General features: G+C 63.1%; 18 protein-coding genes. 4 read left to right on the forward strand and 14 right to left on the reverse strand.

Translation table 11 applies throughout. The features are described from left to right. Positions 1 to 69 precede the first annotated feature (69 nt). Both C4J94_RS25470 and C4J94_RS25475 read right to left on the reverse strand, forming a co-directional pair. Complete coding sequence (locus tag C4J94_RS25470; RefSeq protein ID WP_124388566.1) at positions 70 to 669, reverse strand: YceI family protein; 600 nt, start codon at positions 667 to 669, stop codon at positions 70 to 72. 32 nt (positions 670 to 701) lie between these two features. Beyond that, a complete protein-coding gene (locus tag C4J94_RS25475) occupies positions 702 to 1,253 on the reverse strand; it encodes a cytochrome b (RefSeq protein ID WP_124388567.1) in 552 nt (183 codons plus the stop codon). Between the two features lie 272 nt (positions 1,254 to 1,525). Here C4J94_RS25475 and C4J94_RS25480 point away from each other — a divergent pair, with 272 nt between their 5' ends. After that, positions 1,526 to 2,932, forward strand: coding sequence for an adenosylmethionine--8-amino-7-oxononanoate transaminase (locus C4J94_RS25480; RefSeq protein ID WP_124388568.1), 1,407 nt, complete (start codon positions 1,526 to 1,528; stop codon positions 2,930 to 2,932). 141 nt (positions 2,933 to 3,073) lie between these two features. Then, complete coding sequence (locus C4J94_RS25485) at positions 3,074 to 3,793, forward strand: 16S rRNA (uracil(1498)-N(3))-methyltransferase (RefSeq protein WP_124388569.1); 720 nt, start codon at positions 3,074 to 3,076, stop codon at positions 3,791 to 3,793. Positions 3,794 to 3,924: 131 nt separating this feature from the next. On the opposite strand, the gene C4J94_RS25490 is transcribed toward C4J94_RS25485, so the two are convergent. Together C4J94_RS25490 and C4J94_RS25495 are read right to left on the reverse strand one after the other, a co-directional pair. Continuing rightward, positions 3,925 to 4,827: a transporter substrate-binding domain-containing protein gene (locus tag C4J94_RS25490; protein ID WP_124388570.1), complete on the reverse strand. Its 903-nt coding sequence runs from the start codon at positions 4,825 to 4,827 to the stop codon at positions 3,925 to 3,927. Positions 4,828 to 4,860: 33 nt separating this feature from the next. Next, on the reverse strand, positions 4,861 to 6,135 hold the full coding sequence (locus tag C4J94_RS25495) for a D-amino acid dehydrogenase (protein ID WP_256657737.1): 1,275 nt from the start codon (positions 6,133 to 6,135) through the stop codon (positions 4,861 to 4,863). Positions 6,136 to 6,209: 74 nt separating this feature from the next. Between C4J94_RS25495 and C4J94_RS25500 the strand changes: the two genes are divergently transcribed. Then, positions 6,210 to 7,112, forward strand: a complete 903-nt coding sequence (locus C4J94_RS25500; RefSeq protein ID WP_124388572.1) for a LysR family transcriptional regulator — start codon at positions 6,210 to 6,212, stop codon at positions 7,110 to 7,112. Between the two features lie 46 nt (positions 7,113 to 7,158). Here C4J94_RS25500 and C4J94_RS25505 read toward each other — a convergent pair whose 3' ends face one another. After that, positions 7,159 to 7,776 (reverse strand): hemolysin III family protein, encoded by a 618-nt coding sequence (locus C4J94_RS25505; RefSeq protein WP_124388573.1) that lies wholly within the window; start codon positions 7,774 to 7,776, stop codon positions 7,159 to 7,161. Between the two features lie 143 nt (positions 7,777 to 7,919). On the opposite strand from C4J94_RS25505, the gene C4J94_RS25510 reads away from it, so the two are divergent. Then, positions 7,920 to 8,834, forward strand: a complete 915-nt coding sequence (locus tag C4J94_RS25510) for a LysR substrate-binding domain-containing protein (RefSeq protein WP_124388574.1) — start codon at positions 7,920 to 7,922, stop codon at positions 8,832 to 8,834. A gap of 104 nt (positions 8,835 to 8,938) precedes the next feature. Here C4J94_RS25510 and madM read toward each other — a convergent pair whose 3' ends face one another. From madM to mdcA, 9 genes are all read right to left on the reverse strand, one after another. Then, entirely contained in the window at positions 8,939 to 9,703 is a 765-nt protein-coding gene (madM, locus tag C4J94_RS25515; protein ID WP_124388575.1) for a malonate transporter subunit MadM, read from the reverse strand. A gap of 1 nt (position 9,704) precedes the next feature. After that, positions 9,705 to 10,109, reverse strand: coding sequence for a malonate transporter subunit MadL (madL, locus tag C4J94_RS25520; RefSeq protein ID WP_003234565.1), 405 nt, complete (start codon positions 10,107 to 10,109; stop codon positions 9,705 to 9,707). Between the two features lie 68 nt (positions 10,110 to 10,177). Beyond that, entirely contained in the window at positions 10,178 to 11,077 is a 900-nt protein-coding gene (mdcH, locus tag C4J94_RS25525; RefSeq protein ID WP_124388576.1) for a malonate decarboxylase subunit epsilon, read from the reverse strand. Then, the gene (locus C4J94_RS25530) at positions 11,074 to 11,670 is read right to left on the reverse strand and encodes a malonate decarboxylase holo-ACP synthase (protein WP_124388577.1); all 597 of its coding nucleotides are present in this window, start codon (positions 11,668 to 11,670) and stop codon (positions 11,074 to 11,076) included. The genes mdcH and C4J94_RS25530 overlap by 4 nt, the downstream gene beginning before the upstream one ends. Further along, positions 11,664 to 12,434 carry a biotin-independent malonate decarboxylase subunit gamma gene (gene mdcE / locus C4J94_RS25535; protein WP_124388578.1) on the reverse strand — a complete coding sequence of 257 codons (771 nt, stop codon included), beginning with the start codon at positions 12,432 to 12,434 and terminating at the stop codon, positions 11,664 to 11,666. Before mdcE ends, C4J94_RS25530 begins: the two co-directional genes overlap by 7 nt. Further along, positions 12,431 to 13,273 carry a biotin-independent malonate decarboxylase subunit beta gene (locus C4J94_RS25540; RefSeq protein ID WP_124388579.1) on the reverse strand — a complete coding sequence of 281 codons (843 nt, stop codon included), beginning with the start codon at positions 13,271 to 13,273 and terminating at the stop codon, positions 12,431 to 12,433. The genes mdcE and C4J94_RS25540 overlap by 4 nt, the downstream gene beginning before the upstream one ends. Then, positions 13,266 to 13,565, reverse strand: a complete 300-nt coding sequence (locus tag C4J94_RS25545) for a malonate decarboxylase subunit delta (protein WP_124388580.1) — start codon at positions 13,563 to 13,565, stop codon at positions 13,266 to 13,268. The genes C4J94_RS25540 and C4J94_RS25545 overlap by 8 nt, the downstream gene beginning before the upstream one ends. Beyond that, positions 13,565 to 14,398, reverse strand: a complete 834-nt coding sequence (locus C4J94_RS25550) for a triphosphoribosyl-dephospho-CoA synthase (protein ID WP_124388581.1) — start codon at positions 14,396 to 14,398, stop codon at positions 13,565 to 13,567. The genes C4J94_RS25545 and C4J94_RS25550 overlap by 1 nt, the downstream gene beginning before the upstream one ends. Then, the gene (mdcA, locus tag C4J94_RS25555) at positions 14,399 to 16,069 is read right to left on the reverse strand and encodes a malonate decarboxylase subunit alpha (RefSeq protein ID WP_124388582.1); all 1,671 of its coding nucleotides are present in this window, start codon (positions 16,067 to 16,069) and stop codon (positions 14,399 to 14,401) included. Between the last annotated feature and the right edge of the window lie 217 nt (positions 16,070 to 16,286).

Here is a 16,286-nt window from a genome sequence, read left to right on the forward strand (position 1 = left end):
GTATCGCAAGATACGGGTTTTTTTTGCCTGTAGGAGCGAGGAGTACGCCTCGCTCCTACCTGCGAAGCATTACTTCGCTTTCACACCTTCAAACGTGATGTACAGCTGAACGTTGTCGGACTGTGGACCTACGTCCATGCCGTCCTTGTTGAATTCCTTGCGGCTGATGTTAGTGGTGCCTTCAAAGCCGGCACGGTAGCCGCCCCATGGGTCCTTGCCTTCGCCGAGGAACGTAGCCTTGACCAGGATAGGCTTGGTCACACCGTGGAAGGTCAGGTCGCCGGTCACGTCGGCAGTCAGCTTGCCGTCAGCATTCTTGCCGGTTGGCTTGACGCTGGTGGAAACGAACTTGGCATCCGGGAATTTGCCCGACTCCAGGAAGTCCTTGGTGTTGACGTGCTTGTCACGTTCGGCGTGGTTGGAGAACACGCTGGCCGTACGTACGTTAACTTCGATCTTGGCGTCTTCTGGCTTGGCTGCATCAAAGCTGAACTTACCGTCCAGGTCCTTGAACGTACCGGTGATGTAGCTGTAGCCCAGGTGGCTGATTTTGAAATCAACGAAGGCGTGCTGGCCTTCCTTGTCGATCACATAATCAGCGGCCATCGCCGAACCTGCGGACAGCAGGGCCGAACCGATTGCCAGAGCAGCGAGAGTCTTTTTCAACATACTTTGTTTTCCTTGTGAGTCGAGGTTGAACGTCAGGCGGTGCGTCCCAGCATGCGTGTCAGGGTCACATCACGATCGATAAAGTGGTGCTTCAGTGCCGCCACGCCGTGCAAGCCGGCGAATACAACCAACACCCAGGCCAGATACAGATGAATCCAGCCCGCAGTGTCTGCCTGGTCCGGTAGACCGGAAACCAGGGCAGGTATTTCAAACAGGCCAAACACCGGGATACCGACACCGTCTGCGGTGGAAATCAGGTAGCCGGCAATCATCACGGCAAACAGCCCGAGATACAGGAACGCATGGCCAAACGCGGCGCCGATGCGGGTCAAGCGGCTGTAGCTGGCCAGCGGCGCAGGCGGCGGGCTGACCAGGCGCCAGACAATACGCACCAGCATGACGGCAAACAGCGTGATACCAATGCTCTTGTGCAGGTCCGGCGCGTCTTTGCGCCAGGCACTGTAGTAGTCGAGACCGACCATCCACAGGCCCAGCGCGAACAAGCCAAATACCACCAAGGCCACGCCCCAGTGCAAAACCATGCTGACCCAACCATAGCGGGCCGGTGAATTGCGTAGCTGCATGTACTTAATCCCGTAAGAACTGTGCCCAAGACTAGCGTTTTACCTATCGAATTAAAGCGGAAAATTTCGCTTTGAAATATCGAGAAATGTGATGAAGAAGGTATGCATCATAAATTAACAAGGGATTAAGACTATTCCCAAGAAACGTGACAGACCGTCCTGCATTTACCGCGAATTTCCCCACAATGGCTTGTGACCCACGCCACCATTGCATAGGCTTGCGCGATTGTTTCGCCCGCGCAGGTTGCGGGACCGCTTCGAGGAGATCACCGATGGGCTTGAATAACCAGTGGATGCAGCGTGACCTCGCGGTGCTGTGGCATCCCTGCACCCAGATGAAAGACCACCAGCAATTGCCCCTTGTGCCAATCAAGCGCGGGGAAGGCGTATGGCTGGAAGACTTCGAAGGCAAGCGCTATCTCGATGCTGTCAGCTCCTGGTGGGTCAACGTGTTCGGCCACGCCAACCCGCGCATCAACCAGCGCATCAAGGATCAGGTCGACCAACTGGAGCACGTGATCCTTGCCGGTTTCAGCCATCAGCCGGTGATCGAGCTGTCCGAGCGCCTGGTCGCGATGACTCCCGAAGGCCTGACTCGCTGTTTCTATGCCGATAACGGTTCATCGTGCATTGAAGTCGCGTTGAAGATGAGCTTTCACTACTGGCTCAATCGCGGCCAGCCGAACAAGAAGCGCTTCGTCACCCTGACCAACAGCTACCACGGCGAAACCATCGCGGCGATGTCGGTGGGCGACGTGCCGCTGTTTACCGAGACCTACAAGGCGTTGCTGCTCGACACCCTCAAAGTGCCGAGCCCTGACTGCTACCTGCGCCCCGAGGGCGTGAGCTGGGAAGAACATTCACGCACGATGTTTCTGGCCATGGAGCAAACCCTGGCCGAGCACCATGACAGCGTCGCCGCCGTCATCGTCGAGCCGCTGATCCAGGGCGCCGGCGGCATGCGCATGTACCACCCGGTATACCTCAAGCTGCTGCGCGAAGCCTGCGACCGCTATGGCGTGCACCTGATCCACGACGAAATCGCTGTGGGCTTTGGCCGCACAGGCAGCATGTTCGCCTGTGAACAGGCCGGCATCCGACCGGACTTCCTGTGCCTGTCCAAAGCCCTGACCGGCGGCTACCTGCCGCTGGCCGCCGTGGTCACCACCGACGACGTCTACAGCGCCTTCTACGACGACTACCCAACCCTGCGCGCCTTCCTTCACTCCCACAGCTACACCGGCAACCCGCTGGCGTGCGCGGCGGCCCTGGCCACCCTGGATATTTTCGAAGAAGACAACGTCATCGAAAACAACAAGGCGCTGGCCCAGCGCATGGCCAGCGCCACGGCGCACCTGGTGGACCACCCGCATGTCTCTGAAGTGCGCCAGACCGGCATGGTGCTGGCCATCGAAATGGTGCAGGACAAAGCCACCAAGGCCCCCTACCCCTGGCAGGAACGCCGTGGTCTGAAGGTGTTCGAGCATGCGCTGGAGCGCGGCGCGCTGTTGCGGCCGCTGGGCAGCGTGGTGTACTTCCTGCCGCCGTACGTGATCACGCCGGAGCAGATCGATTTTCTTGCCGAGGTCGCGAGTGAAGGCATCGATATCGCCACCAACAGCAAGGTCAGCGTTGCTGTGCCTAAGGATTTTCACCCAGGCTTTCGCGATCCGGGATAGCGTCCAAAATCCCTGTAGGAGCGAGCGTGCTCGCGAAGGTATTCCAGGCACACCGCGGCGCCGGCTATATGTTTTTCGCGAGCAAGCTCGCTCCTACAGAAGACAGAAAGTGTGTATGCATAACTTTTCCAGAGAACCGCAATGAGACTGTCCCGTTTTTTCACCGACACCCCGCTGAGCCTCGGCGACCACGAATTGCCTGAAGCCCAGGCGCATTACATCAGCCGTGTGTTGCGCATGGTCGAAGGCGACGCCGTGCAACTGTTCGACGGCTCCGGCCAGGAGTTCCTTGGGCAATTGCTGGAAGTCGGCAAAAAACGCGTCACCGTGCAACTGACGGAAAGCTTCAATGGCCAGGCTGAATCGCCGCTGCATATTCACCTCGGCCAGGGCCTGTCACGGGGCGAGCGTATGGACTGGGCGATCCAGAAGGCCACCGAACTGGGCGTCAACGCCATCACGCCAATCTTCAGCGACCGCTGCGAGGTGCGCCTCAAAGACGAACGCGCCGACAAACGCCTGCTGCACTGGCGCCAGGTGGCAATCAGCGCGTGCGAGCAATGCGGGCGGTCGACGGTACCGGTGATTCACCCGCCGCTGTTGCTGGCCGACTGGCTCAAGCAAACCGAAGCAGACCTGAAGCTGGTGTTGCACCCGGTGGCCGAGCCGATGGTCAGCCATGCCAAACCTGCCAGCCTGGCGTTCCTGATCGGGCCTGAGGGTGGGCTGACCGACGGCGAAGTCGCAACCGCCCAAGCCGCCGGCTTCCATGCCGCCCGCCTCGGCCCGCGGGTGTTGCGCACCGAGACTGCACCGGTCGTGGCGCTGGCCGTCGCCCAGCAACTCTGGGGTGACTTCTAACCCCCCGTTCAAACCCCAATCTAAACTGTGGGAGGGGGCTTGCCCGCGATAGCGGTGTGTCAGTCACCGGATGTACAAGCTGACCCAAAGGCATCGGGGGCAAGCCCCCTCCCACATTTGGTGTGTGGCGATCACTCCACCGGGTCGCTGATCGGCTTGGCGATAATCTGCTTCAGCTCAGTGGTCATCGGAAACTCCAGGTTCAACCCCTTGGGCGGAATCGGCTGTTCAAACCAGCGCTGGTAAATCCCATTGATCTCTCCACTGCGGTAGAGCTCCCCGAGTGTCTCGTTGACCACTGCCAGAAACTGCGGGTCGTCCTTGCGTACCATGCAGCTGTAGATTTCCCGCGATTGCTCTTGCCCCACCACTACCCAGTTGTGGGGATCCCTGGCCTTGGCCCGCTCACCGTAGAGCAGTGCATCATCCATGTAGAAAGCCGCCGCGCGGCCAGTTTCGAGCATCTTGAAGGCTTCGCCGTGGTCCTTGGCGCTGATCACGAACATATCGGCCTTGTGCTCGGCGTTGTAGCGCTTGAGGAAGCGCTCGTTGGTGGTGCCGGCGGTGGTCACCACGTTCTTGCCCTTGAGGTCGTCAAACCCTTTGATCCCGCTGTCCCTGGCAGTCAGCAATTGGCCCTTCACGTAGATAAACCCGTAGGAGAACGCTACCTGCTGTTGCCGCTCAGCCGTCACGCCGGTGGAGCCGCACTCCAGATCCACCGTGCCGTTCTGCACCAGGGGGATTCGGGTTTGAGAGGTAACCAGGTTGTAGTTCACCTTGAGGTCCGCCACCCCGGTTTTCTCCTGGATACGCGCCACGATCCTGTTCGCCAGGTCCACCGAATAGCCCATGGGCTTGCCACTGCTGTCGGCCACATAGGAAAACGGCACCGACGCATCGCGATAGCCCAGGGTGATGGACCTGGTGCTGGCGATCTTGCCCAGGGTGCCGTCCTGCGGCGCTTGCGTTGCCTGCGCCTGTGCGCCGAACAGAAGGCCCAGGGTGCAGCCGGTCAACAGGATTCTTTTCATTGTTATTCTCCGTTGGTTTCGGGTGGTAGAGATTCAAGCGGCGCGGGGCGTCAGGCCCTGCATGTCGATGGAGGGCGTGCGCTGGTCGATCAGTTCGGCCAGCAGTTGACCGCTACCGCACGCCAGCGTAAAGCCCAGGGCGCCGTGGCCGAGGTTCAGCCACAGGTTGCGGTAGCGAGTGGCGCCAATCAGCGGCACCCCGGTCGGCGTGGCCGGGCGCATGCCGGCCCATTCGAGCGCGTGGGCGTAATCGCCAGCCAGGGGAAATGTCTCCAGGGCCTGGCGCTTGATCAAGGCCAGGCGCTTGGGCTCAAGGCCCGCGTCGAAGCCGACGATATCCACCATCGCCGCAACGCGCAGTTGCTCGCCGATACGTGCGTAGACAATCTTGCGGTCATAGTCGGTAATGCTCAAGTTCGGCGCCCGGTGCTCGGCGCCAATCGGCACGCTCAGGCTGTAGCCCTTGAGTGGATACAGCGGCAGCGACAGCCCTGGCAAGCCCAACTCGGCGCTGCGGTGCCCGGCCGCCAGCACCACGTTTGTCACCGGCATCACCTCATGCCCCAGCTCGACGGCCTGTACGACACCGTCGGCATGGCGCAGCCCGGTGACCTTGCGCCCGAGCATAAACGTACAGCGCCCCGACGCCTCAAGCCGGGCCGCCAGCCGTTGGCAGAAGGCATGACAATCGGCGACTTCCTCGTTCGGCGTGTAGATACCGCCGACAAAATCCGCCGCCGCCAATGTCGGCTCCAGCCGCGCGCAATCGCGCGTCGACAACACCTGCTGCTGCAACACATCGGTGACCTTGCTGCGCGCATGCTCGAAGGTGTCGGCATGACGAAAGGTCACCAGCTTGCCATTTCGGCGCCAATCGAACCCCTCCAGGCGGTCATCCTCGCGCCATTGCTGCAACGTGGCCTGGCTCAATGACGCGAGGCGCAGCAAGTGGGCGGCATTGCGCGTGTTCACCGAACTCCGGCAGGCGGCCATGAAGGCGGCCATCCAGCGCCATTGTTGAGGGTCCAGCCGTGGGCGCAGCTTCAACGGCGAGTCACCGCGCAGCAACCAGCCAAGCGCCTGCAGCGGCACGCCGGCATCCGCCAACGGCGCCACATAGCGATAGGACAACTGCCCGCCATTGGCGAAGCTGGTTTCGCTGGCCAGGCTGTCGCGGGCGTCGATCAGCGTCACTTCATGGCCGGCACGCACCAAGGCATAAGCGCTCGCCAAACCGATGACCCCACCGCCGATGATACAAACCTGCCTGGCCATCCCAGCCTCCCGCCTTCGATTAAGAGCGCTCAGCGTAGAGCCAGGTGACAGGCCACCGACAATGAATAAAGATGGCTCACCTATAAACAAAGGTTATGGGACTCGCCATGCGCTTGCGTCATATCGAAATCTTCCAGGCCATCCGCCAGACCGGCTCGATCAGCGCCGCCGCGCAGTTGTTGCACGTCTCGCAACCGGCCGTGACCAAAGTGCTGCAGCACGCCGAATTGCAGCTGGGCTTTGCGTTGTTTCTGCGGGTACGCGGCAAACTGCAGCCCACGCCGGAGGCCCTGGCGCTGGAAAGCGAAGTCGAGAAAGTCAGCGCAAGCCTGCAAGGCGTGCGGCGCCTGGCCGAAAGCTTGCGCCGCGAACCTGGGCAAAGCATCCGCATCGGCGCGATCCCCGCGTTGGCGCTGTCGCTGCTGCCGCCGTCGATCCTTCAATGGAAACACGATTACCCGGAGATGGCCTGCGAGCTGTCCAGCGACCATAGCCGCGAACTGGTGCAGAAACTGCTGATGCGCGAAATCGACCTGGCGCTGACCCTCAGTTTCTCCGGGCATCCCGGGCTCACCACTCAGGTGTTGGCCAACGGTGTGCTGGTGGCGCTGGCGTCAAAAGGCTATTGGCCGGACGCCGAGCGGCACAAACCCTTGCCGTTGGCCGAACTGGCCGGCGCGCCGCTGATCGGCCTGTCCAGCGCCGACCCGCTCGCGGCGAAGCTGGGCAGCTATCTGGAAAATGTCGAGCCCGCGCCACGGGTGACAATCTCGGTGCAAACCTATTCACTGGCCCGTGCGATGGTCGAATCCGGCGCGGGCCTGACCGTGATCGATCCGTTCACCGCGCTGGGGGCTTCAGCGGCCAAAACCGACATCCGCACGCTCACCCCGCCGCTGCCGATCACCCTCTACGCGCTGACCCGCGCCAACGAGCCGCCGCCACACATGCTGGCCCGGCTGCTGGAGATTGTCGGCAGCCGCGCCTGTGAGCTGCTGGAACGTCTCTAAGCACACCGAAGCCCCAATGTGGGAGGGGGCTTGCCCCCTCCCACATTCAGAGCACGTAATGCATGATCGCCACAAAATGCAGCAGGCTGCCGCCGATCACGAACAAATGCCAGATCCCATGGGAATGGCGCAGGCGATCCTCCAGGGCAAAAAAGATAATGCCCACGGTGTACAGCACCCCGCCCGACGCCAGCCACACAAACCCGGCCGTGCCCAACGCCGCGAGCAGCGGCTTGACCGCCACCAGCACGATCCAGCCCATCACCGCATAGATCACGATGGACAGGATGCGCGCCTCCGAGCGTGGCTTGATCTCTTGCAAAATGCCGATCACCGCCAGCCCCCACACAATTCCGAACAGCGTCCAGCCCCACGGCCCGCGCAGCGTCACCAGGCAAAACGGTGTGTAGCTGCCGGCGATCAGCAGGTAAATCGAAAAGTGATCGACCTTTTGCATGATCTCTTTTCGCCGCCCCCGCACGCTGTGATACACGGTCGAAGCGCTGTACAGCACGATCAGCGTAAAGCCGTAAATCGCCACGCTGACGATCTTCCAGGGGCTGCCATCCATGGCCGCGACCACCAGCATCCACACCGCGCCAATGCTCGCTGCGACAGCACCGAGCAAGTGGCTCCATGCGTTGAAACGTTCCCCGTGATACATCTGTCGTAGACCTCCCATCACCCTTGACGGCTGGCGGCAAGCCTCCAGCCTTGCGCATCAGAGTGCAAGCGCCGTGTGACGTTCCGGCGACGCCGCAAGGTTTTACGGGCACAATCGAGGGCATTCGAACAAGAGCTGCGGCCATGTTGATCGACGAAGAATTCACCCTCAAAAAACTGGAAATCTTCCTGGCGTTCATGCGCACCGGCAACCTCGCCCGCGCCGCCGCCGAGCTGCAAACCAGCAATGTGAGCGTGCACCGCGCCATTCATTCGCTGGAAAATGCCCTGCGCTGCCCGCTGTTCAAACATGAAGGGCGCAACCTCACACCGCTGGAAAGCGCCTACGTACTCGAAGAGCGCGCACAGAAACTGGTGGCCGACGTGGTCGACAGCGTGCGCCTGACCCGCGAAGCCGCCGGTTTCTCTGCCGAACGCTTCAAGCTGGGCTCGCTGTATTCGCTGACGGTCAAGACCGTGCCGCAATTGATCATGGGCCTGAAAATCCGGCGCAGCGAACTGAATATCGACTTGATCCTGGGCTCCAATTTCGACCTGCTCTACAAGCTCAAGAACATGGAAGTGGACGCGATCCTCATCTCCCTAGACGACCACGCCAACGACCCGGACTGTGAGCAGATCGCGCTGTTTTCCGACGATATCTTCCTCGCCACCCCGGCCGACTCGCCCTTCGACCGCGAACAGCAGATCGACCTGGCCGACGTGCGCGAGGCAACCTTCATCACCCTCACCCAGGGTTTTGCTACCCATCAGGATGGCAATCGAGTGTTCAAGCAGGCGGGTTTCGAGCCGAAGGTGGCGATGCAGGTCAACGACATCTTCACGTTGCTGAGCATGGTCAGCTCGGGGGTGGGTTATGCGTTGCTGCCGGGCCGGATTGCAGCGGTGTACGAGAACCGTGTGAAGCTGATACCGCTGCAGCCCAGGTATCGACTGCAGCAGCATATCGGCGTGGTGTTCCTGAAGGCCAAGGAGCGCGACCCGAACCTGCTGGCGTTATTGGCGGAGTGTCGGATGTATGCCAATCGCCAGGCTTGAGATCGCTATCGGGGGGCAAGCCCCCTCCCACATGTGAACGCATTCCAAGTGTGGGAGGGGGCTTGCCCCCGATGGCGCCAGGCCAGTCACCGCCAACCCCGAGGTCAGCCCACCAACCCACGCACAATGAAATACAGCAGCGAAGGCCCGAGCAAACACCCAAGCCCGGTATGAAACGTCGCCGTCAGCGCGCCATAGGGCACCAGCCGCCGATCCGTTGCCGCCAGCCCCGCCGTCACCCCGCTCACCGTGCCGGCCAGCCCACCGAACACCATCGCCGAGCGCGGGTTATCCAGGCCCATCCAGCGCGCCGCCACCGGCGTGCCGACCATCACCAGAATCGCCTTGATCAAGCCGGTGGCAATCGACAGCGCCATCACATCCGAGGTCGCGCCAATCGCCGCGCCGGTCACCGGGCCCACGATATAGGTCACGGCGCCCGCGCCAATGGTGGTCATGCTGATCGCATCGCGATAACCAAAGGCCCAGGCCATGCTCGCGCCCACGATAAAGGGCAGGACCGTGCCCAGCAGGAGGGCAATCACACCGATCATTCCGGCTTTGCGCGCCTCGGTGGCCTGCACTTCAAATGCCGTGGCAACGATGGCGAAGTCACGCAGCATCGCCCCGCCCATCAGGCCGATGCCGGAAAACAATGCCAGGTCCGCCAGGCCCTTCTGCCCACCCGTGATCGTGCCGCCGACCCAGGCCAGCACCAGGCCGATGACGATGGCAATCGCCGAGCCGTGGATGCGCCCGAAGGTGAGGCGCTTGGACAGCACCACCGAAATCCACATCACCACGCCCACAAAGGCAAACGCGGTGATCAGGCCGTTGTGTTCCAAACCTTTCTCGATGAGGTCCCACATATCAGCGGCCTCCCGCAGCAAGGATCAGCGGCTCTTCGGGGGGCAGCGGCTCGCCCTTGTGCGTGCGGCTGATCAAGGCGATGGTGCAACCACACACCACCACCGAACCGATGGCCGCCAGCACCGCGACGGGGCCGCCGTGCAGTGCGGTGACCACGTTCTGTTGCGCGGCCATCGCCACCACCACCGGAATGTACAGGGCGCCCCAGAAGCCCACACCCATCTCGCAGTCCTTGGTCATGCCACCGCGCTTTTGCATCCACAAACGCGCGCAGATCAGCAGAATCATGGCGATGCCCACGCCGCCCACGTTGGATTTGACGCCGAGCAACACGCCCAGCATGTCGCCCATGATCACGCCCGCGAGCGTGCAGATCGCCAGCAATGCCACACCGTAGATAATCATTGTTGTTGTCCTCAAAGTGCTCGATCGAAAATTGTTGTTGTTGTGCTTCGAAAGCCTTGAATGCTGCTTTATCGGTGGCGGCGTTCCTCCTCTTGCAGCAGGGCCTGCAAGGTGTCCAGGCGCGCGCCTTCGCAGGCGATCACCGTGCCTTGTTCGAAGACACGGCGGGACAGGCCGGTGAGCACCGCGCCCGGGGGCAGTTCGATCTGCAGGCGCACGCCACGCTCGTAAGCGCTTTGCACGGTGCCGCGCCAGTCGACGACGCGGCACAGGTTGAAGGCCAGGTCATCGCGCAGCTGCTCGGGGTTATGGATGGGCCGCGCGCGGGTGCTGCTCAGGTAGGTGATGCGCGGTGTCTTGAGTGGGACGAAAGCCTCGGCGAGGCGCTGGGCGGGTTCGTCCAGCAGCGCGCAGTGGGACGGCACGCTGACGGCCAGGCGCCTGGCGATGCCGTTGCCGTTGATGCGCTCGGCGACAAGCTTCATGGCCGCATCGCTGCCGGCGATGACGGTCTGGTTATCGGCGTTGATATTGGCCAGGTAAACCGGCGTTTGCGCGCTGTGGATCTCGGCCAGCAAGGTTTCGACGGTGGATAACTCTGGGCCTATCAACGCGGTCATGCCGTAGCCCTGTGGATAAGCCTGCTGCATCAGCTCACCGCGCAGGCTGACCAGTTTGACCGCATCGGCGAACTCCAGCGCGCCGGCGATGACGGCGGCGGGATAGGCGCCAATGGACAAGCCCGCAACGTAATCCGGGGTGTGCTGCAACGCTCGTGCATGAGCCACGCCCGCGATCAGCAGGCACAGTTGCACGGCGCGGGTACTCGCCAGCGCCTGCACCGAATCGAGCAGGCGAACGTTCTCGCCCAAGGTGTCACTGGCTTGTTCGAGCACAGGTTCGGCGAGGTGCTGGAGCATGCCCGGCCGTTGGGCGCCCTGCCCCGGAAATACCAGAAGGCTGCTCATGCCATGGCCTGCCAGGGGTCGAGCACCAGGTGCGCACCGCGGGCGGTTTTGAGCAGCACGCGGCGCGATGCACCGGCCCATTCACGCAAGGCAACAGCGCCAAACGGGGTTTGCAGTTGCAGGTCCACGGCGCACGGCGCGGCATCCAGTTTCGCCAGCAACGTCCGCGCCTCAATGCGACCCAGCGGCTCGGGCGCCCGCAGAATCAAATCCAGGTCACTCAGGGCATGCAATGCTTCGACGCCACTTGCCAATTCAAACCCGGCACTGCCGCTGACGCCCCAGTCTTGCTGCGCCAGCACCGGCCGCAGTTGCTCGAGCGCGCGCAGCGCGGGTAAATCCCGTGGCGAGGTCACCTCGCGCAACGCCTGCGGTGTGACGCGCCGTTGCACCGCCGCAACCGGCATCAGCGCGGCATACCGCTGCTCGCGCAAACGCCCGCGCACACCCACCGCCACCTGGCCCGGCGCGGCGATGGCACGGCGCACCACCACCGGGTGGCCGGCGCTGACGGCGTCCACCACCCAGCCGGGCGCATCGGCGGGCAGGTGCGCCGGGGTCATGCCCCAGAGCAAATCGTGAGCGTTCACCACTGCTCCCGCAGCAACTGGCGCACGTGACTGGAAGCGGCACGGTTGGCCGCGCCCAGGCGCCCGCTCAGATCGGGGCTGTGGATGTCCTTGATCGCGTTCACCAGGCAATCGCACACCCGTGCCACATCGTCTGCCGTAGGCTGCTCAATCTGGCTGACGGTCAGCGTCTCCCAGAGCAAACCCAGGCTGGCATAACTGTCGATGTCATACGCCATGGGCGGCACGCTGGCGGCCAGGGCTTCCAGCTCTTCGACACTGCGCAGGGTGACCCGCGCCGCCGAAGCCTTGCCCATGGCGTGCACCATCACGCCAGGATCGCGCAGGGCAATCAGGCGATTGGCTTGGTAACCGTGAGCGAGGAACGCGCCGGACATGGCCTTGCCGACCAGCAGCGCAATCACCGGATGCCCGGCCAAACGGGCGCGCGCGTAGCTGTCGGCGGCGGCGGCCAGGGCCTGATGGATACCGAGGGCTTCCTCGCGGCGGCCGTAGGCCTGGCTGGGCACATCGACGATGGCGATCAGCGGGCGCTTATCGCCCAGGGCGATGGCCTCATCCACGGCCTTGGCCAGGCCCCAGCCTTCGAGCAGGCCGACTTCGCCATTGCGGGCGCGGGGGAAACGGTTGTTCGGGTCGGTGACCACGGCGATAAAGCGCGCGCTCTGGCCGTTCAACTGGCCGTCGGCAACCTTGAGCGAGTCGGGCAGCCCTTGCACCGCCGTCGCCCCGGCGCTTAACGCGTTAAACCACTGCAAACCTCTCATGAGCGTTCTCCCTGATACAGCGCACGCACGGTCGCCGGCTCGATCTGCGGCGTGGCGTCGAGTTCGGCCAGGCACGCCAGGTAGAACTCGGCACGACGGCTGCGTTGTTGGTGTGGCACGCCCTGTTGCAGCAGTGCGCTGACGGTCTGCTGGATCTGCGCCACGTCGTCTGCCACATAACGGTCGGCCAGGCCGCTGTTGAAGCGCTGCTCGCCTCCGGTGAGGCTCCAGATAAACGGCCGGTCGCGGGAGTCGTATTCGTCCAGCCCGGCTTCCTGCTCGATGACTTGCGGGCCGTTCAGGCCCAGCCGTGCTTCGCGCGTGACCACCAGGTAGCTGCATAACCCGGCCGCGATGGACATGCCGCCGAAGCAACCGACACTCCCCGCCACCACGCCGATCACCGGCTGGTACTGGCGCAGGTCGACAATCGCCGCATGGATATCGGCAATCGCCGCCAGGCCCAGGTTGGCTTCCTGCAGACGCACGCCACCGGTTTCCAGCAGCAGCACGGCGCGGGTCGGGATGCCGTTGCGGTTGTCTTCAGCCGCCAGCTCCAGGGCGCCGGCGATCTTGGCGCCGCCGACTTCACCGAGGCTGCCGCCCTGGAAGTTGCCTTCGATCGCAGCGATCACCACCGGCAGGCCTTCGACGGTGCCCTTGGCGATCACCACGCCGTCATCGGCCTGGGGCACCACGCCCTGGCGGCTGAGCCAGGGCGACATGACGCGTTGGAACGGGTCGATCAGTTCACGGTAAGTGCCAGCATCCAGCAACGCCTGGGTGCGCTGCCGTGCTCCGAGTTCGACAAAGCTGTGTTTGGTGAGCAAGTCAGTCATGACCGATCTCCTCGAAGCCTTGCTCCAGGCGCAGACGCACCACGCCGGGGGTGGCGCCGAAATCGTGAATATCAATGTTCAAGGCCGGTGGCGTCTGCTCCTGGAAGATGCGCTCGAACAGGTGCCGCCAGCGCTGCTCGGCGCCATTGACCGAGGTTTGCACCTGGATCGTCAGCGTGCCGGCAATGCCCGGTTCCAGCAGCACTTCAAGGTCGCCGGAGCCGACACACCCCACCAGCGCACGGCCGGTTGGCGGCTGCCCGGCGGGGAATTCAAAGGATAAGGTTTCCATCACAACGCTCCGTCGAGGCGGTCGATAAACAGGCAGGCGGCCAGCAAGTCAGCGGCGCCACCGGGCGAGGCATTCAGGGCCAGCAGATGCTGGTCCAGTGCGTGCAGTTGGCGACGGCCGGCGAGGGTTGCGCTGCCGCCGGCGTCGAGCACGGCCTGAGCGCCGCGCTGCATGGCCTGCAGGCCTTCCATGCCTGCGCGATAGAGCACGCAGGTGTCGGCCAGGTCAGTCATGATCGCGAGCAAGGCGTCGAGGCGTGCGTTCTGTTCGCCCACGTTTTGCCGCCGGCTTTTATGCAATTGCGGCAGGCCGCGTTGCGTCACCGAAGGGAAGCCCAGTTGCGCTTCTTCACGGGCGCCGCGTGCGCCGTAGCGCTGGGCGACCTGGGCGCCGTGGCTCATGGGTTGTGGCGCGTGGCGGTCGTTGAGCAAGGCCAATCTGGCTGCGTTCAGTGTGATGGCGACAGGGTCCAGGGCCGCTGCTGCGGTGAGCAAACCAAGCGCCCAGATCGCGCCGCGATGGGTATTCACGCCGCCCGTGGTGGCGAGCATCGCCTGCTCGCCATCACGACCGATTCGCCCAAGGGCTTCGCGCAAGGGCAAACCGATTTCACCGATCTCGAGGGCGGCTTCGGCCATTGCCTTGAACATCGGCCACAGCGACAGGGCCGAGGCGTGCATCAGGCCCAGGTGCAAATCGCTGTGCGCGCCGTTGCCGCGCCGATCCACCAGGGCAGGTTTGGGCGATAGATCCGCTTCATCGATCAGCGCATCGACGGCCATATCGGCCAGACGATCCGCCAGGCTGAGTTCATGCAGTTTGAGGGCGCGCATTTACCAGCTCCTGAATTTGGCGGGTGGGTTGTACAGGCCGCCGGACCAGTCCACCAGGTCGGCCACGCTCTTGGCGGCCAACAGCTCGCGGGTGGCGTCGGTGCGGCGGATGCCCAAGTCTTCGGGCAAGGCAATCAGGCCTTCGCGGCGCATGCGTGCGGTGTCCTTGGGGTTGTGGCGCAAGCCAATGGCAGTCACCCCGGCCACAGCGGCAATCATCGCTTGGCGCTCCTCCAGCGAGCGGGCCTTGTACAAATAGGCGATGCCTTCTTCGGTGAGCAGGTGGGTGACGTCGTCACCGTAGATCATGATCGGTGCCAGCGGCATGCCGCTTTTGCGCGCCACTTCCACCGCGTCGAGGGTCTCGACGAAGGTGGGCTTGCCGCCTTCCTGGAAGGTCTCGACCATTTGCACGACGAGTTTTTTGCCGCGTTCGAGCAAGGCTTCCGGCGCGTCGTCGTGGCGCATGTCCAGCCAGGCGGGTGTGCCGTGGCGGCGACCGCGTGGGTCGTGGCCCATGTTCGGCGCGCCGCCAAAGCCGGCGAGGCGGCCGCGAGTCACGGTGGAGGAATGCCCGTCGCCGTCCACTTGCAGGGTGGCGCCGATAAACAGGTCCACAGCGTATTGGCCAGCGAGTTGGCAGAACATGCGGTTGGAGCGCATCGAACCGTCACGGCCGGTGAAGAACACATCCGGACGTGCGGCGATGTAGTTTTCCATGCCCAGCTCGGTGCCGAAGCAATGCACGCTTTGCACCCAACCGCTTTCAATCGCCGGGATCAGGGTGGGGTGCGGGTTGAGGGTCCAGTTGCGGCAGATCTTGCCCTTCAGGCCCAGGGATTCGCCGTAGGTGGGCAGGATCAATTCGATGGCGGCGGTATTGAAGCCAATGCCGTGGTTGAGGGACTGCACATTGTGTTTTTCGTAGATGCCGCGGATCGCCATCATCGCCATCAGCACATGCACCGGCTTGATATGGCGCGGGTCACGGGTGAACAGCGGCTCGATGTAGAACGGCTTGTCGGCCACCACCACGAAATCGACCCAACTGGCGGGGATGTCGACGCGGGGCAAGTCCGTCACGTCATCCACCAACTGGTTGACCTGCACGATAACGATGCCATCGCTGAACGCGGCGGGCTCGATCAGCGCTGGCGTGTCTTCGGTGCTGGCGCCGGTGTAGATGTTGCCGGCGCGGTCGGCCATGAAACCGGCAGAGAGCACCACATTGGGGATCAGGTCCACCACCAGCCGTGCGTAGAGTTCGATGTAAGTATGGATCGCGCCGATTTCCAGCAGGCCGTCTTCCAGCAACTGGCTGATACGCAGGGATTGGGTGCCGGCGAAAGAGAAATCCAGTTTGCGCGCGATGCCCTTTTCAAACAGGTCCAGGTGCTCGGAACGGCCGACACTGGGCATGATCATGTGCAAATCGTGGAGCTTGGCCGGGTCGGCCTTGGCCAGGGAGCGCGAGAGGAAATCGGCCTGCTTCTGGTTGTTGCCCTCCAGCACCACGCGGTCGCCGGGGAGGATCAGCGCTTCAAGCGCTTCGACGATCTTGTCACTGGGCAACACCGCCCCGTCCGCATACTTTTTGACCAGCCCGAGCCGCCGCTGCTTCTCGTCGCGCCGCCGCGTCCAGCGCGAGTCGGGGGTGATGGTTGTTGTCATGGTTGCTCCACGGGGTTCGCTGTTGTGGGGCTTACCTTAGGAGTGAATCTTGAGGCCATCAATCAAGCTGGGAAGCAAACCGTTACGCCTGGAGTAACGAAGACCAAAATGTGGGAGGGGCTTGCCCCCAGATTGCGGTGGGTCAGCTAATAGATATGTGGCTGATACACCGCTATCGGGGGCAAGCCCCCTCCCACACTTGCTCAGTAGCGCCTGT

This window comes from Pseudomonas sp. R5-89-07, from assembly GCF_003851685.1.
In the GTDB taxonomy this organism is placed as follows: Bacteria; Pseudomonadota; Gammaproteobacteria; order Pseudomonadales; family Pseudomonadaceae; genus Aquipseudomonas.

What these genes read in the sequence shown, in the direction of transcription:
- C4J94_RS25470 (WP_124388566.1), bottom strand. Translation starts at nt 669, where the DNA reads ATGTTGAAAAAGACTCTCGCTGCTCTGGCAATCGGTTCGGCCCTGCTG.
- C4J94_RS25475 (WP_124388567.1), bottom strand. Translation starts at nt 1,253, where the DNA reads ATGCAGCTACGCAATTCACCGGCCCGCTATGGTTGGGTCAGCATGGTT.
- C4J94_RS25480 (WP_124388568.1), top strand. Translation starts at nt 1,526, where the DNA reads ATGGGCTTGAATAACCAGTGGATGCAGCGTGACCTCGCGGTGCTGTGG.
- C4J94_RS25485 (WP_124388569.1), top strand. Translation starts at nt 3,074, where the DNA reads ATGAGACTGTCCCGTTTTTTCACCGACACCCCGCTGAGCCTCGGCGAC.
- C4J94_RS25490 (WP_124388570.1), bottom strand. Translation starts at nt 4,827, where the DNA reads ATGAAAAGAATCCTGTTGACCGGCTGCACCCTGGGCCTTCTGTTCGGC.
- C4J94_RS25500 (WP_124388572.1), top strand. Translation starts at nt 6,210, where the DNA reads ATGCGCTTGCGTCATATCGAAATCTTCCAGGCCATCCGCCAGACCGGC.
- C4J94_RS25505 (WP_124388573.1), bottom strand. Translation starts at nt 7,776, where the DNA reads ATGTATCACGGGGAACGTTTCAACGCATGGAGCCACTTGCTCGGTGCT.
- C4J94_RS25510 (WP_124388574.1), top strand. Translation starts at nt 7,920, where the DNA reads ATGTTGATCGACGAAGAATTCACCCTCAAAAAACTGGAAATCTTCCTG.
- madM (WP_124388575.1), bottom strand. Translation starts at nt 9,703, where the DNA reads ATGTGGGACCTCATCGAGAAAGGTTTGGAACACAACGGCCTGATCACC.
- madL (WP_003234565.1), bottom strand. Translation starts at nt 10,109, where the DNA reads ATGATTATCTACGGTGTGGCATTGCTGGCGATCTGCACGCTCGCGGGC.
- mdcH (WP_124388576.1), bottom strand. Translation starts at nt 11,077, where the DNA reads ATGAGCAGCCTTCTGGTATTTCCGGGGCAGGGCGCCCAACGGCCGGGC.
- mdcE (WP_124388578.1), bottom strand. Translation starts at nt 12,434, where the DNA reads ATGAGAGGTTTGCAGTGGTTTAACGCGTTAAGCGCCGGGGCGACGGCG.
- C4J94_RS25540 (WP_124388579.1), bottom strand. Translation starts at nt 13,273, where the DNA reads ATGACTGACTTGCTCACCAAACACAGCTTTGTCGAACTCGGAGCACGG.
- C4J94_RS25545 (WP_124388580.1), bottom strand. Translation starts at nt 13,565, where the DNA reads ATGGAAACCTTATCCTTTGAATTCCCCGCCGGGCAGCCGCCAACCGGC.
- C4J94_RS25550 (WP_124388581.1), bottom strand. Translation starts at nt 14,398, where the DNA reads ATGCGCGCCCTCAAACTGCATGAACTCAGCCTGGCGGATCGTCTGGCC.
- mdcA (WP_124388582.1), bottom strand. Translation starts at nt 16,069, where the DNA reads ATGACAACAACCATCACCCCCGACTCGCGCTGGACGCGGCGGCGCGAC.